Here is a 21,668-nt window from a genome sequence, read left to right as displayed (position 1 = left end):
GGGCGTAGGGGCGGCGCCTGTCTGCCCGGCTTTTACTCATCGATTTTTCCGATAGCTGCCGCCTTATCTTTGGTGTGGCGGAGCAGGAGGCGCGGCGGCACACTCTTTCCCAAAGGGCGCGCGGCGCCCGCAGAACAGAGGGAACCGACATGCTCACATTGATGACGTCTGCCCGGAAGTCCGCCCGTTATCTGCAAGTGCCGGCGCTGGTCGCCTGCCTGTCGCTCAGCGTCCAGCCCGTATTCGCCGCCGAGCTTACCGCCATCGGCCCCGGCGAGGGCCAGGTCGATATCGTCGCGTGGCCCGGCTATATCGAGCGCGGCGAGACCGACAAGGCCTATGACTGGGTGACCGCCTTCGAGACCAAGACCGGCTGCAAGGTCAATGTGAAGACCGCAGGCACCTCGGACGAGATGGTCGCGCTGATGAACGAGGGCGGCTTCGACCTCGTGACCGCCTCCGGCGACGCCTCGCTGCGCCTGATCGCCGGCAAGAAGGTCGCCCCCATCAACACCAAGCTGATTCCGGCCTGGGACAGCGTCGACAAGCGGCTGCAGGATTCCCCCTGGCACACGGTGAACGGCGTGCATTACGGCACGCCCTATCAGTGGGGCTCCAACGTGCTGATGTACAACACCGAGGCTTTCAAGGGCGCCGCGCCCAAGAGCTGGAACGTGGTGTTCGAGGAGCAGACCCTCCCGGACGGCAAGTCCAACAAGGGCCGCATCCAGGCCTTCGACGGGCCGATCTACATCGCCGACGCCGCGCTCTACCTGATGGCGACCAAGCCCGAGCTGGGCATCAAGGACCCCTATGAACTGACCGAGGCGCAATACAAGGCCGCGCTCGACCTGCTGCGCGGCCAGCGCAAGATCGTGCAGCGCTATTGGCACGACGCCATGATCCAGATCGACGACTTCACCAATGAGGGCGTCGTCGCTTCCTCGTCCTGGCCGTTCCAGGTCAATCTGCTGGTCGGCGAGAAGAAGCCGATCGCCTCCACCATTCCCCAGGAGGGCGCCACCGGCTGGGCCGACACCACCATGATGCATGTCGACGCCGCCCATCCCAATTGCGCCTATATGTGGATGGAGCACTCGCTCAGCCCGAAGGTGCAGGGCGACCTTGCCGCATGGTTCGGCTCGGTGCCGGCCGTTCCGGCCGCCTGCAAGGGCAATGAGCTTCTCGGCGACGAGGGCTGCAAGACCAATGGCATGGAAGACTTCGAGAAGATCCATTTCTGGCGCACCCCGGTCGCCAAGTGCGCGACCCAGGCGGAAGGCTGCGTGCCTTATTACCGCTGGGTGTCGGACTACATCGCGGTGCTGGGCGGGCGCTGATCGTCCTTCGTCGGCACGAGGCAGACCCTCGGCCCGCTGCTCCTCTCCCCATCGGGAGAGGAGGCTTGCGCGGCGGGTTGGTAAGGGCTCTGCGACTGCGGAGCCGTTGAAGACCTCACCCCCCACCCCTCTCCCTGCTGGGGAGAGGGGGGCGTCTCGCTCTTTTGCCACCCTATTTTGGATCACAGATCGCGATGCGCGTTCCCCCCGTCGTCACCATCACCCCAGCCGTCCGCTTTGCCGGGGTCGCGCGCCATTTCGGGCGGGTGAAGGCGGTGGACGGCGTGGACCTCGCCATCGCGCCGGGCGAGTTTTTCGCCATGCTCGGCCCCTCCGGCTCGGGCAAGACCACCTGCCTGCGGCTGATCGCCGGCTTCGAGCAGCCCGATGCCGGGCATATCGAGATTTTCGGCGAGACCGTGGAGGGTCTGCCGCCCTATCGCCGCGCGGTGAACACCGTGTTCCAGGACTATGCGCTGTTTCCGCACCTCTCGGTCGGCGACAACGTGGCCTATGGGCTTAAAGTGCGCGGCGTCGGGCGGGCGGAGCGCGAAAAGCTGGCGCGCGAGGCGCTGGCAATGGTCAAGCTCTCCGGCATGGAGACGCGCCGTCCCGCGCAGCTTTCCGGCGGCCAGCGCCAGCGCGTGGCGCTCGCCCGCGCTCTGGTGGTGCGGCCCAAGGTGCTGCTGCTCGACGAGCCGCTGGGCGCACTTGACCTCAAGCTGCGCGAGGAGATGCAGGCGGAGCTCAAAAGCCTGCAACGCGCGCTCGGCCTGACCTTCGTCTTCGTCACCCACGACCAGAGCGAGGCGCTGTCCATGGCCGACCGGGTGGCGGTGTTTAATGAGGGGCGCATCGCGCAGGTCGGGCCGCCCGAAGAGGTTTATGAGGCCCCGGCGACGGCGTTTGTCGCGCATTTCGTCGGCTCGGCCAATGTGCTCAGCCGCGAGCAGGCGGCCGCGCTTGGCGGGAGTGCCGTGCCGTCGAGCCTGCGGCCGGAGAAGGTCGCCATCGGCCATTTCGGCGCGCCGATCGGCGATGGCATCGCCGCGGTCGAGGCCACGGTGGTCGATGTTTCCTATCAGGGCGCGGTGCGCCGGGTGTCGGCGATGACCGGCTTCGGCCTGTCGCTCACCGCCAGCGTGCCGGCCGGCGGGGCCGACAGGCTCGCGATCGGCGACGCAGTGCAACTGCTGATTCCGCGAGCGGCGCTCCGGCCGATGGAGGGCGAGGGATGAGCCTCGCCGCGCTCGATCTGCCCGCACGACCCGTCGGCCTGCGCGGCAGGCTCTCCGACCTTGTGGTGCGGCGCGGGGGCCTGCTGACGCTGCTCCTGCTGCTGCCGCCGCTGCTGTGGCTCGGTCTGGTCTATCTCGGCAGCCTGTTCATCTTCCTCGGGCAGTCGATTTTCTCGATCGACGAGTTCTCCGGCACCATCGTGCGCGAGCCGACCTTCGCGACGCTGATCGAGCTGTTCCGCCCGGCCAATTACGACATCGTGCTGCGCACTGTCGCCATTGCCGCGGCGGTCACGGTGCTGTGCGCGATCATCGCCTTTCCCATCGCCTATTACGCCGCCCGCTTCGCCGGCCCGCGCGCCAAGGCGGCGTTCTACCTCGCGGTGATGATGCCGCTGTGGTCCAGCTATCTGGTCAAGGTCTATGGCTGGAAGCTGCTGCTGGCCAAGGAGGGCGCCATCGGCTGGTTCGCGGGCCGGCTCGGCCTCTCCGGCGCGCTGGAGGCGTGGCTCGCCTTGCCGGTGGTGGGCGGGCCTTCGCTCTCGGTCAGCTATACCGGCATGGTGCTGACCTTCACCTATCTCTGGCTGCCCTTCATGATCCTGCCGGTTCAGGCGGCGCTGGAGCGGGTGCCGGGTAGTCTTATCGAGGCGGCGGGCGATCTTGGCGCCTCGCCGGCCAAGGTGTTCCGCACGGTGATCCTTCCGCTCGCCATGCCCGGCGTGGTGGCGGGCGCGATCTTCACCTTCTCGCTCACGCTGGGCGACTACATCGTGCCGCAGATCATCGGTACCTCGGCGCTGGTGCTGGGGCAGGCGGTCTACACGCTGCAGGGCACGGCGGGGAATATCCCGCTGGCGGCGGCGTTCTCGCTGGTGCCGATCCTGGTCATGGCGGCGTTCCTGACGCTAGCCCGGCGGACGGGGGCGTTCGATGCGATGTGAGGCACGCTTTGGCGGGAACGCCGCCGCTCTCTCTCCCGGACGCTGCGCGTCCGACGTCTCCCCCACGGGGAGAGGTGAAGACGGAGGCGCGTCATGACCCGCGCCTCGCTTCCCTTGAAGATCGCGGCGCTGGGCGGGCTGGCGTTCCTGCACATCCCGCTGCTGTTCATCCTGCTTTACTGCTTCACCACGGAGGAGCGCAGCTATGCCTTTCCCCCGCCCGGCTTCACGCTGAAATGGTTCGCGGTGGTGTGGAGCCGCGCCGATATCTGGGCGGCGGTCGGGCTGTCGCTCAAGGTGGCGCTGGTGGCGACGTTGCTGGCGCTGGTGTTCGGCACGCTGGCGGCCGGCGCGCTGGCGCGGGCACGGTTCTTCGGGCGCGAGCCCATTTCACTGCTGTTCGTGCTGCCGATCGCGCTGCCCGGCATCGTCACCGGCATCGCGCTGCGCCAGGCCTTCGGGCTGATGGAGATTCCCTTCTCGTTCTGGACCATCGTGATCGGCCACGCCACCTTCTGCATCGTGGTGGTCTACAACAATGCGGTGGCCCGGCTGCGCCGGCTCTCGCCCTCGCTGATCGAGGCCTCGATGGACCTTGGGGCGGACGCGTTCACCACCTTCCGCCTCGTGGTGCTGCCTAATGTCGGCACGGCGCTGCTGGCAGGCGGCATGCTCGCCTTCGCCCTGTCCTTCGACGAGGTGATCGTCACCACCTTCACTGCCGGCCAGCAATCCACGCTCCCGATCTGGATGCTGTCCGAACTCATCCGCCCGCGCCAGCGGCCCGTCACCAATGTGGTCGCCGTGCTCGTCATCATCGTCACCTTCCTGCCGATCCTCGCCGCCTATTACCTGACGCGCGAGGGCGAGGCGGTGGCCGGCTCAGGCAAATAGGAGAAGCCCTAAATGACCACGCTGTCCGACACGCAGATGCTGATCGGTTCGCAGTTCGTCTCCGGCACCGAGGCGGCCGAGACCGTGCTGAACCCGAAGACCGAGGAAACGCTGATCGAGCTGCCCGAGGCCTCCGCCGACCAGATCGACGCGGCGGTGAACGCGGCCGAGGCGGCCTTCGCCCACTGGTCGCGCACCACCCCGGCCGAGCGCTCCTCCCTCCTGCTCAAGCTCGCCGACGCCATCGAGAAGGAAGCGGAAGGCTTCGCCACGCTGGAGGCGCTGAATTGCGGGAAACCCCGCCATGCCGTGCTGAACGACGAGATGCCGGCGGTCGTGGACTGCTTCCGGTTCTTCGCCGGCGCGGTGCGCACCCAGCACGGCATGGTGGCGGGCGAGTACCTGGCCGGCCACACCTCGATGATCCGCCGCGACCCGGTGGGCGTGGTGGCGTCGATCGCGCCGTGGAACTACCCGCTGATGATGGCGGCGTGGAAGCTCGCCCCTGCGCTGGCGGGCGGCAATACGGTGATCATCAAGCCTTCCGAGCAGACGCCGCTGACCATGCTCAAGCTGGCCAAGCTGATCGCGGACATCTTCCCCGAAGGCGTGGTGAACGTGGTGGTCGGGCGCGGCGAGAGCGTCGGCTCGACGCTCATCAACCACCCCAAGGTGTCGATGATCTCGCTGACCGGCGACATCGCCACCGGCAAGAAGGTGCTGGCGGCGGCGACCAAGACGGTGAAGCGCACCCATCTGGAACTCGGCGGCAAGGCGCCGGTGGTGGTGTTCGACGATGCCGACATCGACGCGGTGGTCGAGGGGGTGAAGATCTTCGGCTATTACAATGCCGGGCAGGACTGCACTGCCGCCTGCCGCATCTACGCGCAGGACAAGGTGTATGAGAAGCTGGTGGCGGACCTCGCCTCGGCGGCCTCCAGCCTGCGCTTCAATCAGGCCGACGACGGCGACAACGATATCGGCCCGCTGATCTCGGCGCGGCAGAGGGCGCGCGTGGCCTCCTTCGTCGAGCGGGCGAGCGAGATCAACCACATCGAGATCGCCACCGGCGGCAAGGTCTCGGGCGGCAAGGGCTTCTTCTACGAGCCGACCGTGGTCGCCGGCGCGCTGCAATCCGACGAGATCGTGCGGCGCGAGGTGTTCGGCCCGGTGGTCTCGGTCACGCGGTTCTCCGATGTCGACGAGGCGGTGAGCTGGGCCAATGACAGCGATTACGGCCTCGCCTCCTCGGTGTGGACCAAGGATGTCGGGCGCGGCATGGCGACCGCCGCCCGCCTGCAATATGGCTGCACCTGGGTGAACTGCCACTTCATGCTGGTGAGCGAGATGCCCCATGGCGGGCTCAAGCAGTCCGGCTACGGCAAGGACCTCTCGGCCTATGCGCTGGAAGACTACACCGTGGTGCGTCATGTGATGGTCAAGAACGGCTGAGAACGCCCCGCCGGCGCTGGCCTTGCTGCGCCGGCAAAAGCTAGGATGGCGCGCCGCGGCGAGGTCGTGGCGCGCCATTTTTCTTCCCGAGGGATGATGCCGATGCTGTCCGTCCTGTCGAAGCTGCGGCTGTGCTGCGCCGGCCTGTTGCTGCTGGTCGGGCTGCCGGCCGTCGCCGCGCCGATCGATCCGACGCCCCGCACAAACGCGCTGCCGGAATGAGCCGCCGCTGTGCCATAATGGCCGGACCCGCGCGGTTGTGATGGCCGAAACGCCTGTATGACAAAGTTTTAAGTTGGAACTGGCCGCCGCATCTGCTGACTCACAGGCTAGCCATGCCATGTTTGCAGCGCAGCATTTAGGCGAGGGAGTTGCATGCGACGTTTGACGGGCCTGCTTCTGTGTGCGGCCGTTCTGGGGGGCGCCGGTTTTGTCGCGCACCGCGAAGGGTGGATCGCGGACATTCGGGCCAGCGTCAGGGGTGAGGCCAGCGCCGCGCCCGAACCCCGTGCCGCCGGCCCCCGCAGCGTTCCGGTCGAGGTCGCGCCGGCCCGCAAGGTCGAGGTCACCAGCGACATCCGCTCGATCGGCAGCCTGCAATCCGACGAATCGGTCCAGGTCGCCTCCGAAGTCGCCGGCCGCATCCATGAAATCCGCTTCCAGGAAGGCGAGAGCGTCAAGGCCGGCGACGTGCTGGTCCAGCTCGACGAGGCGCTGGTGAAGGCCTCCGAGGCGGAGATGCGCGCGCGGCTCGACCTCGCCAAGGCCAATTACGAGCGCGCCCAGCAGCTGCAGAAGACCGGCTCGGGCACCGCTCGTTCGCTCGACGAGGCGCTGGCGGAGCTGAACACCTCGACCGCGCTGCTCAATCTCCAGCAGGTCCAGCTCGCCAAGCATTCGATCCGTGCCCCGTTCGACGGGGTGGTCGGCCTGCGCGCGGTCTCGGTCGGCGCCTATATCGACACCGGCACCAAGCTGGTGAACCTCGAAAAAATCGACGCGCTGAAGGTCGACTTCAAGGTGCCGGAAACCCATTTGCGCAACATCGCGCAGGGGCAGGAGGTCAGCATCTCCGTCGACGCGTTTCCCGGCCGCACCTTCACCGGCACCATCTACGCCATTGATCCGATGGTCGACGTGAATGGCCGCTCGCTGAGCGTGCGCGCCCGGCTGCCGAACCAGGAGATGCTGCTGCGCCCCGGCCTGTTCTTGCGCGTGGTGGTGAAGGGCAAGGACGAGCGCACCGCCGTCTTCGTGCCGGAAGCCGCCATCGTTCCGCGCGGGCAGGACCGCACGCTCTGGGTCGTGGCCGACGGCAAGGCGGAGGAGCGCAAGGTCGTGCTCGGCCAGCGCCTCGCCGGCGAGGTCGAGATCGTGAGCGGCATCGAGGCCGGGGCCCAGGTGGTCACGGCCGGGCAGGGCCGGCTGCGCGCGGGCGCGGCGGTCGAGATTGTGAGCACGCCGCCGGCACCGCAGAGCTGAGGGCCGCGCATGGGTATCTCCGAACTCTGCATCCGCCGCCCGGTCTTCGCGACCGTGGTCAGCCTGCTGATGGTGCTGGTCGGCATCGTCTCCTATTCGCGCCTGACCGTGCGCGAATATCCCAATATCGACGAGCCGGTGGTCTCGGTGGTCACCCGCTATCCCGGCGCCTCGGCGAGCATCGTCGAGAGCCAGGTCACCCAGGTGCTGGAAGGCTCGATCGCCGGCATCGAAGGCATCGACGTGCTGGAATCCACCAGCCGCTCGGAATCCAGCCGCATCACCGTGCGCTTCCGCCTGGAGATCAACCCGGACGTGGCGGCCAGCGATGTGCGCGACAGGGTGAGCCGCGTGCGCCAGCGCCTGCCGGACGAGATCGACGAGCCGGTGATTTCCAAGGTCGAGGCCGACGCCCAGCCGGTCGTGTTCATCGTGTTCCGTTCCGACAGGATGAACGGGCTGGAGCTGACCGATTATATCGACCGCTATGTCGTCGACCGTTTCAAGAATCTGACCGGCGTCGCCGACGTGCAGATCTATGGCGAGCGGCGCTACGCGATGCGGATCTGGATCGATCGCGAGCGCCTCGCCGCCTATAACCTCGTGATCCAGGACATCGAGGACGCGCTTCGGGCGCAGAATGTCGAAATCCCCTCGGGCCGCATCGAGAGCGCGGACCGCGAATTCACCGTGCTGTCGCGGACCGCTCTGTCCACGGTCGGGCAGTTCGACGACATCGTGGTGAAGCGCGCCGACGGGGCGCAGGTGAAGCTCAGCGATGTCGCGCGGGTGGAACTGGGGGCGGCCGACGAGCGGCGCTCCAGCTCCTTCAATGGCGGGCAATCGGTCATTCTCGGCATCATCAAGCAGGCGGTCGCCAATCCGCTCGACGTCTCTACCGGCGTGCGCGACGTGCTGCCTGCCGTGAACGAGACCCTGCCCGAGGGCATGACCGCGGCCGTCGGCCAGGACAATGCGGTGTTCATCGACCGCTCCATCCGCGCGGTGTTCCACACCATCATGGAGGCGGTGATCCTGGTGGTGCTGGTGATCGTGGTGTTCCTGCGCTCGCTCCGCGCTTCGATCATCCCGATCGTCACCATCCCGATCTCGCTCATCACCACCTTCGCGATCATGTATGCGCTCGGCTTCAGCGTGAACACGCTGACCCTGCTCGCCATCGTGCTGGCGATCGGCCTGGTGGTGGACGACGCGATCGTGGTGCTGGAGAACATTTTCCGCCACATCGAGCACGGCATGAAACCGATCCCCGCCGCCATCAAGGGCGCGCGGGAAATCGGCTTCGCGGTAATCGCGATGACGCTGACGCTGGCGGCCGTCTATGCCCCGGTGGCGTTCTCCGCCGGGCGGACCGGGCGATTATTCACCGAATTCGCGCTGACGCTGGCCGGCGCGGTGCTGATCTCCGGCTTCGTCGCGCTGACGCTGACGCCGATGATGTGCTCGCGCCTGCTCAAGCACGAGGCCAATCCCGGCCGGATCTCCTCCTTCATCGAGGGCCTGCTGAGCGGGCTGGAATCGGGCTATCGCCGCCTGTTGCAGGCCACGCTGCGGGTGCGCCCGCTGATCCTGCTGATCGCGCTCGGCGTGGCGGCGGCCAGCGGCTGGTTCCTGGTCAACCTGCCGTCCGAACTGTCGCCGGTCGAGGATCGCGGCATCATCCGCGTCTCGGGCTCCGGCCCGGAAGGCGCCACGCTTGGCTACACCACGCGCTATTCCAACCAGGTGCAGGCCGAACTCGGCAAGGTGCCGGAGGTCGATTCCGTCCTCATCATCAACGGCCTGCCGGAAGTGCACCGCTTCCTGGTCATCGGCCGGCTGAAGGACTGGGACGACCGCGAGCGCCGCCAGCAGGAGATCGTTTCCGACGTGGCGCCCAAGCTGCGCCGCATCGCCGGCGTCAACGCCTATGCCAACAACCCGGCCTCGCTCGGCGCTTCCAACAATTCACGTCCGATCGAATATGTGCTCCAGACCTCGGGCACCTATGAGGACCTGAACGAGTACACCGACCGTTTCCTCGAACGGGTGCAGGACTATCCGGGCCTCACCAGCATCGAGAGCGACCTCAAGCTCAACAAGCCGGAGATTTCGATCACCATCGACCGCTCCAAGGCGGCTGATCTGGGCATCGACGTCTCGGTGCTCGGGCGCACGCTGGAAAGCCTGCTCGGCGGGCGGCAGGTGACGCGCTTCGAGGTCGCCGGCGAGCAGTACGATGTGTATGTCCAGCTCGACGCGCAGGACCGAGCGTCCCCGGCGACGCTCGACACCATCTATCTGCGCTCCGCCGGTGGCGAGATGGTGCAGCTCTCCAATCTGGTGAGCGTGCGCGAGACGGTGGCTCCCCAGGAGCTCAAGCGCTTCAACCAGCTGCGCTCCGCCACCATCACCGCCAATCTGGCGCCGGGCTATGCGCAGGGCGAGGCGCTGGCCTTCCTCGACCAGACCGCGCGCGAGGTGCTGCCCGACACCGTGCAGACCGACGTCGCCGGGCAGAGTCGCGAGTTCCGCGCCGCCGGCCAGAGCCTCGTCATGGTGTTCGTGCTGGCGCTCGGCTTCATCTATCTGGTGCTGGCCGCGCAGTTCGAGAGCTTCCGCGATCCGGTGATCATCATGCTCACCGTGCCGCTCTCCATGACCGGCGCGCTCGCTGCGCTGTATTTCACCGGTGGCTCGCTGAACGTCTATTCGCAGATCGGCCTCGTCACGCTGGTGGGGCTCATCACCAAGCACGGCATTCTGATCGTCGAATTCGCCAACCAGCAGCAGGAGGCCGGGATCGACCGGCGCCCGGCCGTGATCGAGGCGGCGGTGCTGCGCCTGCGCCCGATCCTGATGACCACCGGCGCCATGGTGTTCGGTGCCGTGCCGCTGGCGCTGGCGACTGGTGCGGGCGCGGAAAGCCGCTCGCAGATCGGCTGGGTCATCGTCGGCGGCATGACGCTGGGCACGCTGCTGACGCTGTTCGTGGTGCCGACGGTCTATTCCTTCATGGGCCGCATCCACGTTCACCCGCAGGATCACCACGCGCAGGACCACGTACATGGCCATCCCGCACCGGGCGGTGCCCACGCCCCGGCGGAATAGGCGCTTCCAAGAGCCCTGAAACGGCAACGCCTCCGCCCGGTATCCGGTGCGGAGGCGTTGTGTTTTCAGATAGGAGGCGGGGGGACCCGCCCGCGGCGCGAAGGCTCAGGGGGCCAAGGCCTTCTCGACCGTCTCGGCGATCCAGGTGTCGATCGGCTGCTTGGCGGCCTTGGCCTTGGCCTCGGCCGCTTCCAGCACCTGCGGCTTCAGCGGCACGTTGATGATGATCGCCGACGCGGAATCGAGCGAATAGACCACATCCACCACCCGGGCGGCGAAGCGGCGCAGGCGCGCGGTCTTGGCGGCATCGCTCCAGCTCTTGTTGGCCGCGACCTCGGGGCAATAGGCCGCCACCAGCCGGTCGATGACCAGCGAGGAGGGAATGTTCTGCGCCTTCAGCGCGATGACCGCGGAATTGAGCGCGGACACGTGATCGAGCGGATCGGTATCGGACGGCAGCAGCTTCTTGATGTCCGCCACTGACGGGCCGGCGTCCGACGGAAGCGGCGCCGGGCAGGTGAAGGCAGCATGCGCGGCCTGCGGCAGGCCCATCAGGCCGGCGCAGCCGAGGGCGGCGAGAACGAGCATTCTGGTAGAGACGGCCATCGATGATCCTCGAATGGTAGGGAAGTGAGCTGTAGCAGTCGCCCGCCAAGGCGGACAGGATGCGGATGCCGACCGCGATTTGCAACCGCCCTGCGGCGGATATGCGGCCGCGGTCGGCCTCGTTCGCCCCGCGCCGGCTCAGCCGAGCCAGGCGGGAAACAGCTTGCCGAGCGCGCCGGCGATCATCTCCGCAGCAATAGCGGCGAGGATGATGCCCATCAGGCGCTTGGAAATGGACAGCGCGGTCGGCAACAGCCAGGCCGCCAGCAGCGGCGCCGCCGCCAGCAGGATGCCGAAGAACACCAGATAACCGATCAGCCCGGCATAATAGGGGATCAACCCGCCCGCGCCGTGCGCGTCCTGCGCGAACACGATGATGGTGGCCATGGTGCCGGGGCCGAAGGCGATGGGAATGCCGAGCGGATAGATGCCGACATTGGTGGCGCTCTTGAAGGTCGCCTGCTCCTTGTCGGTGCCGTGATGGGCGGTGCTCTCGTCACCGTTCAGCATGTTCAGCGCGATCAGCAGCACGATCAGCCCGCCGGCGAGGCGGAAATGGTTCACGTCGATGCCGAACATGGACAGCAGCGACTGCCCGGCGACGGCGCAGATCAGCGATCCGATGGTGATGGTCGCGATCATGCCCAGCATGGCGGAGCGCCGCTCGGGCGGGGTGGCGTCCGCCGTCAGCGCCAGGAACACCGGAATGGTGCTGAGCGGGTTCATGATCGCGAACAGGGCGGCGAACAGCTTCGCGGTAAGGACCCAATCCAATGCCGTCTCTCCTGCTTTTGCCGATGGCTTGTCCGGATTTCCGCGCCCCCGGCACGGGTCTCCGGTAGGGTTCTGCGGGATCGGGATGGATTTGCCTATATCCAATTTGGGATAGGCGCGCTTATGCCTCGCCCGGCTGGCGCAGCGTGGGGGCCACGTCGCCCACCGTGTTGCGCACCTTCATCATGTGCTCGCGCATGGTCTGCGAGGCGGTATGGGCGTCGCCGGCCAGGATCGATTCCACCACCCGCCCATGCTCGCGCAGCGAGAGGCTGAGCCGGCCGGTGGAGCGGAACTGCGCCTTGCGGAACGGCATCAGCCGGTTGCGCACGCTGATGGTCATCTCCGCGAGGAAGGCGTTGCGGCCGATGTCGTAGATCACCTCGTGGAAGCGGACATTGGCGGCGTAGTAGACGTCGATGTCGCCTTCCAGCGACGCGAGGCGGCAGGCTTCGTGGGCGGCCTGCAGCCGGGCCTTGCCCTCGGGCAGGGCGTGGAGCGCGGCATAGTGCGCGCACAGCGCTTCCATCTCCGCCATCACCGCGAACATCTCGGTCAGCTTCTCGGGCGTGAACAGCGGCACCACCGCGCCACGGTGCGGGCGGGCGGTGGCGAAGCCGATGGCCTCCAACTGGCGGATCGCCTCACGGATCGGGGTGCGCGAGACCTCGAAGCGCTCGGCGAGGGAGGTTTCGTCGAGCACGACGCCCGGCCCGATGACGCCGCGGGCGATCTCGTCGGCGAGGGTGGTACGGACACGATCCGTCGCGGTCTGCTTCTTCGGGGAGGACATCGCGGGACCCACGGCGTTGACGATGGCCCGGCGCCAGAATCAGCGCCGGAACACGGTCATTCTTGCCGAGTTTCAGGCGATTTGCAGCGTCCGGCGGAATTCGCGCCAGCCGCCGAAGGAGGTGATGTCGCGTGCGCCGGCGATGGCGGCGTGCTCGACGAGGAAACCCGATTCCGAACTGCCGTCCGACAACTGCACCTTGCCGATGGAGAGCGGGGCGGGGATGGCGTTGACGAAACGGCCGAACGCGGCCGCGTCGAGCGTCCAGAGTTCCACCGCGATGGCCGCGCCGCCGGCGGCGACGCGCAGCAGGCCGGGCTTGCCTTCCGCCAGCGCGAACAGGCGATAGACCGGCGCGGTGGTGTCCGCGCGCAGCAGGACAGCGCCGAGGCCGGCCAGCTCATGGTTGAGCGGCATGCCGGAAAGATGGGCGCCGACCACGACGAGACGGATCCGGCCGTCGGTCGCGGGAGCGGTTTCTGACATATCTTTCTGCACGCGGGCTCCTAAATCTGCGGTTCGATGCCTTGGAGGGTCGGCGGGGCCGGAGGGGTCCCGCCGCCGTTCTCGGGAGGGCGCGCCTGCCGGGCGCGCGCCTCAGGGGGTCTTCTTGACCGCCTCGATGTCGAGCCCGTCCCACGCCTTGAGCACGACCTCGTCGGTCAGCAGGGTGGACAGGTCGACCGGGCCGGCGAGCGCCTTCTGCTCGCCCGAGCCGAGCTGGAGATACTCCATGTAGATCTTCCAGTTGGCGGGCAGCAGGGTGCCGTGCTTGGTCACGCTGGCCGGGGCGGTGTAGTAGGTCTTGACCAGCTCCCAGAACGGCGCGGCGACCGGGTTGTCACCCAGCGAGGCGGCGGCGTATTTGGTCTTCAGCAGGGCGAAGGTGGCGTCCGAATTGGCCATGCCCCAGGCCCAGCCCTTCAACGTCGCGCGCACGAACTTGGTGAGCAGCTCCGGGTCTTTCTCATAGGTCTCCTTGCGCACCAGCAGCGCGTCGCCGGGGAACTGCGCGATCGCGGCCGGGGTGATGGAGCGGGTGGGAATCCCCTGGGCGGGCAGCAGCAGCAGGTCGCGCTTGGCGCCGGCATAGGCCTGCACGCGGCCTTCATTGAGCGAGCGCACCGTGGTGGGGTCGCCCTCGCCCGCGATCACGAGGCGGACATCCGGCCCTTCCTTCAGCCCGGCCTCGATGATCGAGGCCCGCACCATCGGCACCTCGCCGCCGGCGAGATCGGAGACGCCGACGATCTTGCCCTTCATGTCGGCCATGGTCTTCACCGGGCTGCTCTCGGGCACCACGATGTCGAACGTGTCGGGGTAGTAGATCTGCATGATCGCCTTGAGCGGGAAGCCGCGCTGGACGGTCTGCATGGTGGCGGCGGAGGAGAAGATGCCCCAGTCGGCATTGCCGGCCGCGAGCTGGCGCGCCGCATCCGACGAGCCCTTGGAATAGTTGAGGGTCACGTCGAGACCCTCTTCCTTGTAGAAGCCCTTCTCCATGGCGATGAAGACCGGGAACATCTGCGCGGTCGGTCCGCCCTGGGCGGTGACGCCGTTGAACTTGACCAACTCCGCCGCCTGCGCGCCGAGCGCCATGGCGAGGGAGAATGCGAGCGCCGTCGCGCCCGTTCTGAAAAGGCTCTGTGAAGTCATCTGAATACCTCTGGTTGAAGAAACGGTACGCCCGGCAGGAAGCCCGCCTGCACGTGGCAGGCGGAAAAATCAGAGTTGCTTCCAGAAGATGATCCGGCTCTCCAGCGCTTCGATCAGCTGGTAGACCACCAGCGTGAACAGCGAGAGCAGGATGATGAGCGAGAACACCCCGGCGATATCGAGCTGGAAGTTCATCGCGTAGATCAGGTAGCCGATACCGGCCGAGGCGCCGACGAACTCGCCGACGATCACGCCGAGCACGGCCAGCGTCCAGCACAGCTTCACGCCCGCCATCATGATCGGCAGCGCGTTGGGCAGCAGCAGATAGCGGAAGGTCTTCCACCGGCCGGCGGTGAGCGAGCGCATCAGCTTGATGGCATTCGGATCGACCGAGGACAGGCCGGTCAGCGTGTTCAGGAACATCGGGAAGAAGCACATCACCACGGCGATGGCGATCTTCGAGGCCTGGTCGAAGCCGAACCAGGTGATGAAGATCGGCGCCAGCACGATCTTGGGCGGCGCCTGCAGCGCGACCAGATAGGGGTAGATGGTGGCGCGCACCGTGTCGAACATCGCCACGCCCACGCCGAGGATCACCCCGCTGGCGAGTCCGATGGCGAAGCCCCACAGGATTTCCTGCAAGGTCACCCAGACGTTGGGCCAGAAATATTCCGCGCTCATCACCCGCGCCGTCGCCTCGAAGGTGGCGAGCGGGGTGGGTATGATCAGCGCGTGGACGAAGCCATAGGTGGTGGCGACGTGCCACACCAGCAGCACGAACAGGCCGAAGCCGGTGGCGAGCAGCCGGTGCAGGATCTGCTTGCGGCGCTGCTTGCGCCGTTCGCTGGCGATGAAGCGGTCGATCAGGCTCTCATGGCCGGTGGCGGTGGGCATGTCGTCGGCGTTCGCGTGAACGAGGCTCATGGTTCTCTCTCCCTCGTTCAGTGGTCGACGCCGAGCATGCGGCGGATGGTGAAGACGTGTTCGCCGAAGCGCGGGTCGCGCATCGCTTCCGTGGTGCGCGGGCGCGGCAGGTCGACCTCGACGATGCCTTCCAGCCGGCCGGGGCGCGGGGTCATCACGAAGATGCGGTCGGAGAGGAACACCGCCTCGCCAATATTGTGGGTGACGAAGACCACGGTCTTGCCAGTCTTCTCCCAGATGCGCAGCAACTCGACATTCATGGTCTCGCGCGTGAATTCGTCCAGCGCGCCGAACGGCTCGTCCATCAGCAGCACGCGCGGGTCGTGGGCGAGCAGGCGGGCGAGCGCCACGCGCTGGCGCATGCCGCCGGAGAGTTCGCCCGGGTAGCGGTCGCCGAAGCCTTTGAGGCCGACCATATCGATCAGTTCCTCGCAGCGCTCGGCCTGCTGCTTTTTGTCGAGGCCGAGAATGATGCCGGGCAGGCGGACATTTTCGCGGATGGTGCGCCAGGGAAACAGCACCGAGGTCTGGAACATCATGCCGAGATCGGGACGCGGCGCGTCATGGTGCTTGCCGGCGAGAACCAGCGTGCCGTCGGATTTCTCCTCCAGCCCGCCGAGAATGGAGAGCAGGGTGGATTTCCCGCAGCCGGACGGGCCGACCAGAGAGATGAATTCACCTTCACGGATCGTGAAGGACACATCGTCCAGCGCCACCAGCGGCCCGGTCGCGGTGGCATAGACCTTGGTGATGTGGCGGCCGTCGATCAAACCCGTGCTCATGCAGGCTCCTCGTATTGCATGCAATTTTGAATGCAATGCATGTGCCAATACGGAAGATGCGTTCATCGTGTATGCATCAGGGGATTTATTGCGACGAAATGAACAAAATTTATGCGATATGACCTAAGGTGAGTGCGGTTTGATCACTTTTCTTCCGCAACGGCACATCGCGCCGGTCATGGCCGAAAACGAAAGGCCCCGCGCTCCCAAAGCGGGAGGCGGGGCCAATCTTGCGGCGCTGGAGCGAGAGCCGGGCGGACCCGGCACTCAGAACCTCACGCGATGTCGAAGCGGTCGGCGTTCATGACCTTGGTCCACGCGGCCACGAAGTCCTTCACGAACTTCTCGCCGGCGTCGTCCTGGGCGTAGAGCTCGGCATAGGCGCGCAGGATCGAGTTCGAGCCGAACACCAGGTCGACGCGGCTCGCGGTCCACTTCAGCGCGCCGGTCTTGCGGTCGCGGATCTCGTAGAAGCCGTCGGCGCCCTTCTTCCACGTATAGGCCATGTCGGTCAGGTTCACGAAGAAGTCGTTGGTGAGCGCGCCTTCGCGGTGCGTGAACACGCCATGCTTCAGGCCGCCGTAATTGGCGCCGATGACGCGAAGGCCGCCGAGCAGCACGGTCATCTCCGGGGCGGTGAGGCCCATGAGCTGGGTGCGGTCCAGCAGCAGCTCCTCGGGGCTGACCACGTAGTCCTTCTTCAGCCAGTTGCGGAAGCCGTCATGGATCGGCTCCAGCACGTGGAACGACTCGGCGTCGGTCTGGGCCTCGGTGGCATCGCCGCGGCCCGGCGCGAACGGCACGCTGACGTCGACGCCCGCCGCCTTGGCCGCCAGCTCCACGCCGACATTGCCGGCCAGCACGATGACGTCGGCGACGCTGGCCCCGGTCTCGGCCGCGATCGGCTCCAGCACGGCGAGCACCTTGGCGAGACGCGCCGGCTCATTGCCTTCCCAGTCCTTCTGCGGGCTGAGGCGGATGCGCGCGCCATTGGCGCCGCCGCGCATGTCGGAGCCGCGATAGGTGCGGGCACTGTCCCAGGCGGTCGCGACCAGCTCGGGGATCGACAGGCCGGCATTAATGATCTTCGCCTTGACGGCGGCGACATCATAGGAGGTGGAGCCGGCGGGCACGGGGTCCTGCCAGATCAGGTCCTCGGCGGGCACGTCCGGGCCGACATAGCGCACCTTCGGGCCCATGTCGCGATGGGTCAGCTTGAACCAGGCGCGGGCGAAGGTGTCCTTGAAATATTCCGGATCGGCCATGAACTTCTGGCAGATCGCGTTGTAGATCGGATCGACCTTCATCGCCATGTCGGCGTCGGTCATCATCGGGTTGTGGCGGATGGAAGGATCGCTGGCGTCGACCGGCTTGTCCTCTTCGGCAATCGTGATCGGCACCCACTGCGACGCACCGGCCGGGCTGTGCGAGAGCGTCCACTCATGCTTGAACAGCATGTCGAAGAAGCCCATGTCGAACACGGTCGGGTGCGTGGTCCAGGCGCCTTCGAGGCCCGAGGTCACGGCGCGGCTGGCGAGGCCGTTCTGGTTGGGATTGGCCCAGCCCATGCCCTGGTCGGTGACGTCGGCGGCTTCCGGGTTCGGGCCGAGCGCCTTGGCGTCGCCATTGCCGTGGGTCTTGCCGACGGTGTGGCCGCCCGCGGTGAGCGCGACGGTTTCCTCGTCGTTCATCGCCATGCGCTTGAAGGTCTCGCGGACCTGCGCGGCGGTCTTCATCGGGTCCGGCTTGCCGTTCACGCCTTCCGGATTGACGTAGATCAGGCCCATCTGCACCGCGGCGAGCGGGTTCTCCATGGTGGAGGGCTCGTCGACATTGCCGTAGCGCGCGTCGCTCGGGGCGAGCCATTCCTTCTCGGCGCCCCAGTAGGTGTCCTTCTCGGGGTGCCAGATGTCCTCGCGGCCGAAGCCGAAGCCGAAGGTCTTCAGGCCCATCGACTCATAGGCGATGGTGCCGGCATAGGCGATGAGGTCGGCCCAGCTCACCTTGTTGCCGTACTTTTTCTTGATCGGCCACAGCAGGCGGCGGGCCTTGTCGAGGCTCACATTATCCGGCCAGGAGTTCAGCGGGGCGAAACGCTGGTTGCCGGTGCCGGCGCCGCCGCGCCCGTCCGCCAGACGGTAGGAGCCGGCCGCGTGCCACGACATGCGGATCATCAGGCCGCCATAATGGCCCCAGTCCGCCGGCCACCATTCCTGGCTGTCGGTCATCAGCGCCAGCAGGTCCGCCTTCAGCGCGGCGAAGTCGAGCGACTTCAGCTCCTCGCGATAGTCGAACCCCTTGCCGAGCGGATCGGTCTTGGTGTCGTGCTGGGAAAGGATGTCGAGGTTCAGCGTATTGGGCCACCAGTCCGTGTTGGACTTGCCGGCCTCGGTGATCGCCCCGTGCATCACCGGGCATTTGCCAGCCGGCTTCTTCGTGATGTCGTCCATATTCGTCTCCACCCGTGACGTGAGGGCCCGCCCGGCGCGTGCCCTGTCGAAGACCGATGCCAACCCGTGTCGCGTCGTACGCGATTGCTCGGCCGGCCCGGCCCTAAACTTACCGCCGAAGCTGTACTTCAGAACCGTCATAATGAAAATTTGCATTTTCTAATGACAGCGATATGTAGGGCTTATGGCTGACATCTCGATGAGGCATCTGCGCTATTTCGAGGCGCTCGCCCGACACCGCCATTTCGGGCGGGCGGCCGAGGCCTGCGCCATTTCCCAGCCCGCACTCTCGCTCCAGATAAAGGAGCTGGAGGAAATCCTCGGCGCGCCTCTGGTGGAGCGCGGATCGCGGCAGATAAGGCTGACCGGCCTCGGTGAGAACGTCGATCTTCGCGTGCGCTACATATTGCGCGCCGTGGACGAGCTGGAAGACCTCGCCCGCGCCTCGCACGGCCCCCTGGCCGGCCGGCTGCGGATCGGGGTGATCCCCACGGTCGCGCCCTATCTGCTGCCGAGCGTGCTCCAGCGCCTCACCGCGCGCTTTCCCGGCCTCGACCTGCGCCCGCGCGAGGCGGTGACGCAGAAGCTGGTCGAGGATCTGATGGACGGCCGGCTCGACACCGCCATCGTGGCGCTGCCGGTGTCCGAGCCCTCGCTGGCAGAGATTGCGCTGTTCGAGGAGGAGTTCGTGCTGGTCCGCCCGCGCGAGGATGCCGACAAACCGGTGCCCAATTCCGAGATGCTGCGCGAGATGCGCCTGCTGCTGCTGGAGGAGGGGCACTGCTTCCGCGAACAGGCGCTGTCCTTCTGCAACCTGTCGACCAGCCTTCCGCGCGACCTGATGGAGGGCTCGTCGCTGACTACTCTGGTGCAGATGGTGGGGGCTGGGATCGGGGTGACGTTGATCCCGCAGATGGCGGTGGCGATCGAGACCGGCTCGGCGCAGGTTTCGGTGGCGCGCCTCGGCCCGCCGCGCCCGGCGCGCACCATCGGCATGGTCTGGCGCCGCTCCAACCCGCTCTCCGAGCAGTTTGGGCAGATCGCGCGGATCGTCCAGGAGGTCGGCGGGGCGGGTATGGGCCGGACGGTTCCGGCGGAGGCGTGAGCGCTCAACCGCCGGTCGCGTCGCCGTCCAGCCGGCGGATCGCCTCGGCCATCTCCGCCTCGATCATGCGGTTGCCGTGCGGCGAGATGTGATTGAAGTCGACATAGAAGCTGCCGTCCTTGTCGCCCCAGAGCAGGCGGTCGCCGTCGCGGAACGTTTCAGTGAAGGAGAAGACCCCCACCTTGTCGCCGGCGAGCGCGTTCAGCACCGGCCCGAAGGTCGCGCGCTGCGCGTCGTCCGCGTCGATCGTGGCCGAGGTGTCGCGGATGATGTCGGCGAGATGCCCGCCGGAAATGTCGCCGCCGAAGCCGAGCAGGATGGCCTGCTGCAGCACCTTGTCGGGATGGGCCGGCTGCTCGGGTATCTGGTCGACGAGCAGCACCTTGATGCCCTTGGCGACATAGGCCTCCACCGTGCGCGCCAGCGAGCGCGCGAACACGGCGGGCGAGGCCGCCGGATCGGGCCCCGCGCTGCCGGCCGGATACAGCACCACGCGGCTCGGCGGCGGCTTGGCATAGATTGACCAGCGCGCGGCCATGACCACGATGTCGAACCTGTCCTTGACCGCGGTGTCGAATTCGCGCTGCGCCACCTGCTCGCAGATGCCGATCGGGAAGGCGCTGCCCTTCACCGAGACGCCCAGCAGCGGCGGGCAGCTTCCCGCGCCCATCCAGTACACCGCATCGCGTTCGCCCACGGCGCGGAAGGCGTGCAGCAGCGCGATGGAATGGCTGTCGCCGATGACAAGGATGCGTCGCTTCGGCTCCGGCGGGGTGAAGATCGGGCAAAGGAGATTGCGGTTCGAGATGTCGGCGGTGCGCCCCTCGATCCAGCAGTCGAGCCCGAGCGTGTGGTGCTCCAGCGAGGCCAGCAGCGCGGCGTCGCGCGTGCCGGGGGCGGGCTGCGGCAGGCGCCACGGCGCGCCATGGCTCATGCTGGCATAAAGGCCGAGCGCGGCGAACACGCAGCCGGCGAGCCCGCTCGCCGCGAAGACCTGCCGGCGGGTGAGCGCAAGCGCCGATGTGCCGTGGCGGAACGGCTGCTCGACGAAGCGCCAGGTGAGATAGGCCAGCACCAGCGAGGCGCCCGCGAGCGCCAGCATCAGCCCATCCGCCGGCGCCGCCATGCTGCGCAGCCGCGCGAAGGCGAACAGCGGCTGGTGCCAGAGATAGGCGCTGTAGCTGATGAGCCCGATGCCGACCAGCGGCGGCAGCGACAGCAGCCGCGCGACATAGGTTCCCCGATGGGCAAAGGCGATGATCAACGCTGCCCCGGCCACCGGCACCAGCGTGTAGAGGCTCGGGAACGGGGTCGAGGCGTTGAAGGTCGCGATGGCGAAGACGATCAGCGCGAGGCCCAGCGCGCTCAGGATATTGTTCGGCGTCGCGGGGCGGCCGAACATCAGGAAGGCGCAGATCGAGCCAGCGAGCAGTTCCCAGATGCGGAACGGCGTCAGGTAGAAATTCGCGCTCGGGTCGTGGCGCCAGCCCCATTCGGTGAGGCCGAGGCTGACCAGCGCGGTGACGAGCGTGGTGACCAGCAGGAAGCGGCGGCCGAAGCGCCACAGCGCCATCAAAGTGAGCGGTGCGAACAGGTAGTACTGCTCTTCCACCGCCAGGCTCCAGGTGTGGAGCAGGGGTTTCAGCTCGGAGGCGGCGGCGAAATAGCTGCCTTCCTCGCGCCAGAACAGGAAGTTCGAGACGAAGAACACCACCGAGACCACGCTGCGGCCGAAGTCGCGCAACTGGTCGGGGATCATCCACATCCACGCGAAGGGAATGCAGCACGCCATAACGACGAACAGCGCCGGCAGGATGCGCCGGGCGCGCCGCTCGTAGAAGCGGGCGATGGAGAACGTGCCGCGCTCCATCTCGCCGAGCATGATCGAGGTGATCAGGAATCCGGAGATGACAAAGAAGATGTCGACGCCGACAAAGCCGCCGCCGAAGCTCCCGAAGCCGGCATGGAACAGGATGACGGGGGTGACCGCGATCGCCCGAAGGCCGTCGATCTCGCTTCTGTACTTGATCGCCGCGAGAGAGTCGGGAGGGGGGCTTGAGGACATTATCGCCGCTGCGCCGGGCGCCTGAGATGGGTCGTCCGGCGTGCGTAGTCGA

At 67.1% G+C, this 21,668-nt stretch carries 17 protein-coding genes; 8 read left to right on the top strand and 9 right to left on the bottom strand.

Features of this window, described 5'->3' with window-relative positions; all coding sequences use genetic code 11:
- The first annotated feature begins 161 nt into the window (after positions 1-161).
- From VRZ77_RS11305 to VRZ77_RS11275, 7 genes are all read left to right on the top strand, one after another.
- Positions 162-1,340 carry an ABC transporter substrate-binding protein gene (locus VRZ77_RS11305; protein WP_414592755.1) on the top strand — a complete coding sequence of 393 codons (1,179 nt, stop codon included), beginning with the start codon at positions 162-164 and terminating at the stop codon, positions 1,338-1,340.
- Between the two features lie 218 nt (positions 1,341-1,558).
- Positions 1,559-2,578, top strand: coding sequence for an ABC transporter ATP-binding protein (locus VRZ77_RS11300; RefSeq protein ID WP_414592759.1), 1,020 nt, complete (start codon positions 1,559-1,561; stop codon positions 2,576-2,578).
- On the top strand, positions 2,575-3,522 hold the full coding sequence (locus VRZ77_RS11295; protein WP_414592754.1) for an ABC transporter permease: 948 nt from the start codon (positions 2,575-2,577) through the stop codon (positions 3,520-3,522). Before VRZ77_RS11300 ends, VRZ77_RS11295 begins: the two co-directional genes overlap by 4 nt.
- Before the next feature lie 93 nt (positions 3,523-3,615).
- Entirely contained in the window at positions 3,616-4,416 is an 801-nt protein-coding gene (locus VRZ77_RS11290) for an ABC transporter permease (protein WP_414592753.1), read from the top strand.
- Between the two features lie 12 nt (positions 4,417-4,428).
- Entirely contained in the window at positions 4,429-5,868 is a 1,440-nt protein-coding gene (locus tag VRZ77_RS11285; protein ID WP_414592752.1) for a gamma-aminobutyraldehyde dehydrogenase, read from the top strand.
- A 375-nt stretch (positions 5,869-6,243) separates the two neighbouring features.
- On the top strand, positions 6,244-7,350 hold the full coding sequence (locus VRZ77_RS11280) for an efflux RND transporter periplasmic adaptor subunit (protein ID WP_414592751.1): 1,107 nt from the start codon (positions 6,244-6,246) through the stop codon (positions 7,348-7,350).
- 9 nt (positions 7,351-7,359) lie between these two features.
- Entirely contained in the window at positions 7,360-10,461 is a 3,102-nt protein-coding gene (locus VRZ77_RS11275; RefSeq protein ID WP_414592750.1) for an efflux RND transporter permease subunit, read from the top strand.
- Positions 10,462-10,566: 105 nt separating this feature from the next.
- On the opposite strand, the gene VRZ77_RS11270 is transcribed toward VRZ77_RS11275, so the two are convergent.
- The 8 genes from VRZ77_RS11270 to katG form a co-directional block, all read right to left on the bottom strand.
- A complete protein-coding gene (locus VRZ77_RS11270) occupies positions 10,567-11,067 on the bottom strand; it encodes a hypothetical protein (protein WP_414592749.1) in 501 nt (166 codons plus the stop codon).
- Between the two features lie 138 nt (positions 11,068-11,205).
- The gene (locus tag VRZ77_RS11265; protein WP_414592748.1) at positions 11,206-11,841 is read right to left on the bottom strand and encodes a MarC family protein; all 636 of its coding nucleotides are present in this window, start codon (positions 11,839-11,841) and stop codon (positions 11,206-11,208) included.
- 121 nt (positions 11,842-11,962) lie between these two features.
- Positions 11,963-12,634, bottom strand: a complete 672-nt coding sequence (locus tag VRZ77_RS11260) for a GntR family transcriptional regulator (RefSeq protein ID WP_414592747.1) — start codon at positions 12,632-12,634, stop codon at positions 11,963-11,965.
- Between the two features lie 72 nt (positions 12,635-12,706).
- Complete coding sequence (locus tag VRZ77_RS11255; RefSeq protein WP_414592746.1) at positions 12,707-13,132, bottom strand: hypothetical protein; 426 nt, start codon at positions 13,130-13,132, stop codon at positions 12,707-12,709.
- 99 nt (positions 13,133-13,231) lie between these two features.
- Positions 13,232-14,290: an ABC transporter substrate-binding protein gene (locus tag VRZ77_RS11250; protein ID WP_414592745.1), complete on the bottom strand. Its 1,059-nt coding sequence runs from the start codon at positions 14,288-14,290 to the stop codon at positions 13,232-13,234.
- Positions 14,291-14,359: 69 nt separating this feature from the next.
- Entirely contained in the window at positions 14,360-15,214 is an 855-nt protein-coding gene (locus VRZ77_RS11245) for an ABC transporter permease (protein ID WP_414592744.1), read from the bottom strand.
- Positions 15,215-15,231: 17 nt separating this feature from the next.
- The gene (locus tag VRZ77_RS11240) at positions 15,232-15,996 is read right to left on the bottom strand and encodes an ABC transporter ATP-binding protein (protein ID WP_414592743.1); all 765 of its coding nucleotides are present in this window, start codon (positions 15,994-15,996) and stop codon (positions 15,232-15,234) included.
- 275 nt (positions 15,997-16,271) lie between these two features.
- Positions 16,272-18,446, bottom strand: coding sequence for a catalase/peroxidase HPI (gene katG / locus VRZ77_RS11235; RefSeq protein WP_414592742.1), 2,175 nt, complete (start codon positions 18,444-18,446; stop codon positions 16,272-16,274).
- Positions 18,447-18,630: 184 nt separating this feature from the next.
- Between katG and VRZ77_RS11230 the strand changes: the two genes are divergently transcribed.
- Positions 18,631-19,551 (top strand): hydrogen peroxide-inducible genes activator, encoded by a 921-nt coding sequence (locus VRZ77_RS11230; RefSeq protein WP_414592741.1) that lies wholly within the window; start codon positions 18,631-18,633, stop codon positions 19,549-19,551.
- 4 nt (positions 19,552-19,555) lie between these two features.
- Here VRZ77_RS11230 and VRZ77_RS11225 read toward each other — a convergent pair whose 3' ends face one another.
- Entirely contained in the window at positions 19,556-21,616 is a 2,061-nt protein-coding gene (locus tag VRZ77_RS11225; RefSeq protein ID WP_414592740.1) for an acyltransferase family protein, read from the bottom strand.
- Positions 21,617-21,668 lie beyond the last annotated feature (52 nt).

Origin of the sequence: Ancylobacter sp. G4_0304 (assembly GCF_047501495.1) — a bacterium.
Lineage (GTDB): Bacteria > Pseudomonadota > Alphaproteobacteria > Rhizobiales > Xanthobacteraceae > Ancylobacter.
The sequence above is the reverse complement of the archived record's forward strand: the minus strand, read 5'-3'. Positions and strand labels throughout refer to the sequence as shown.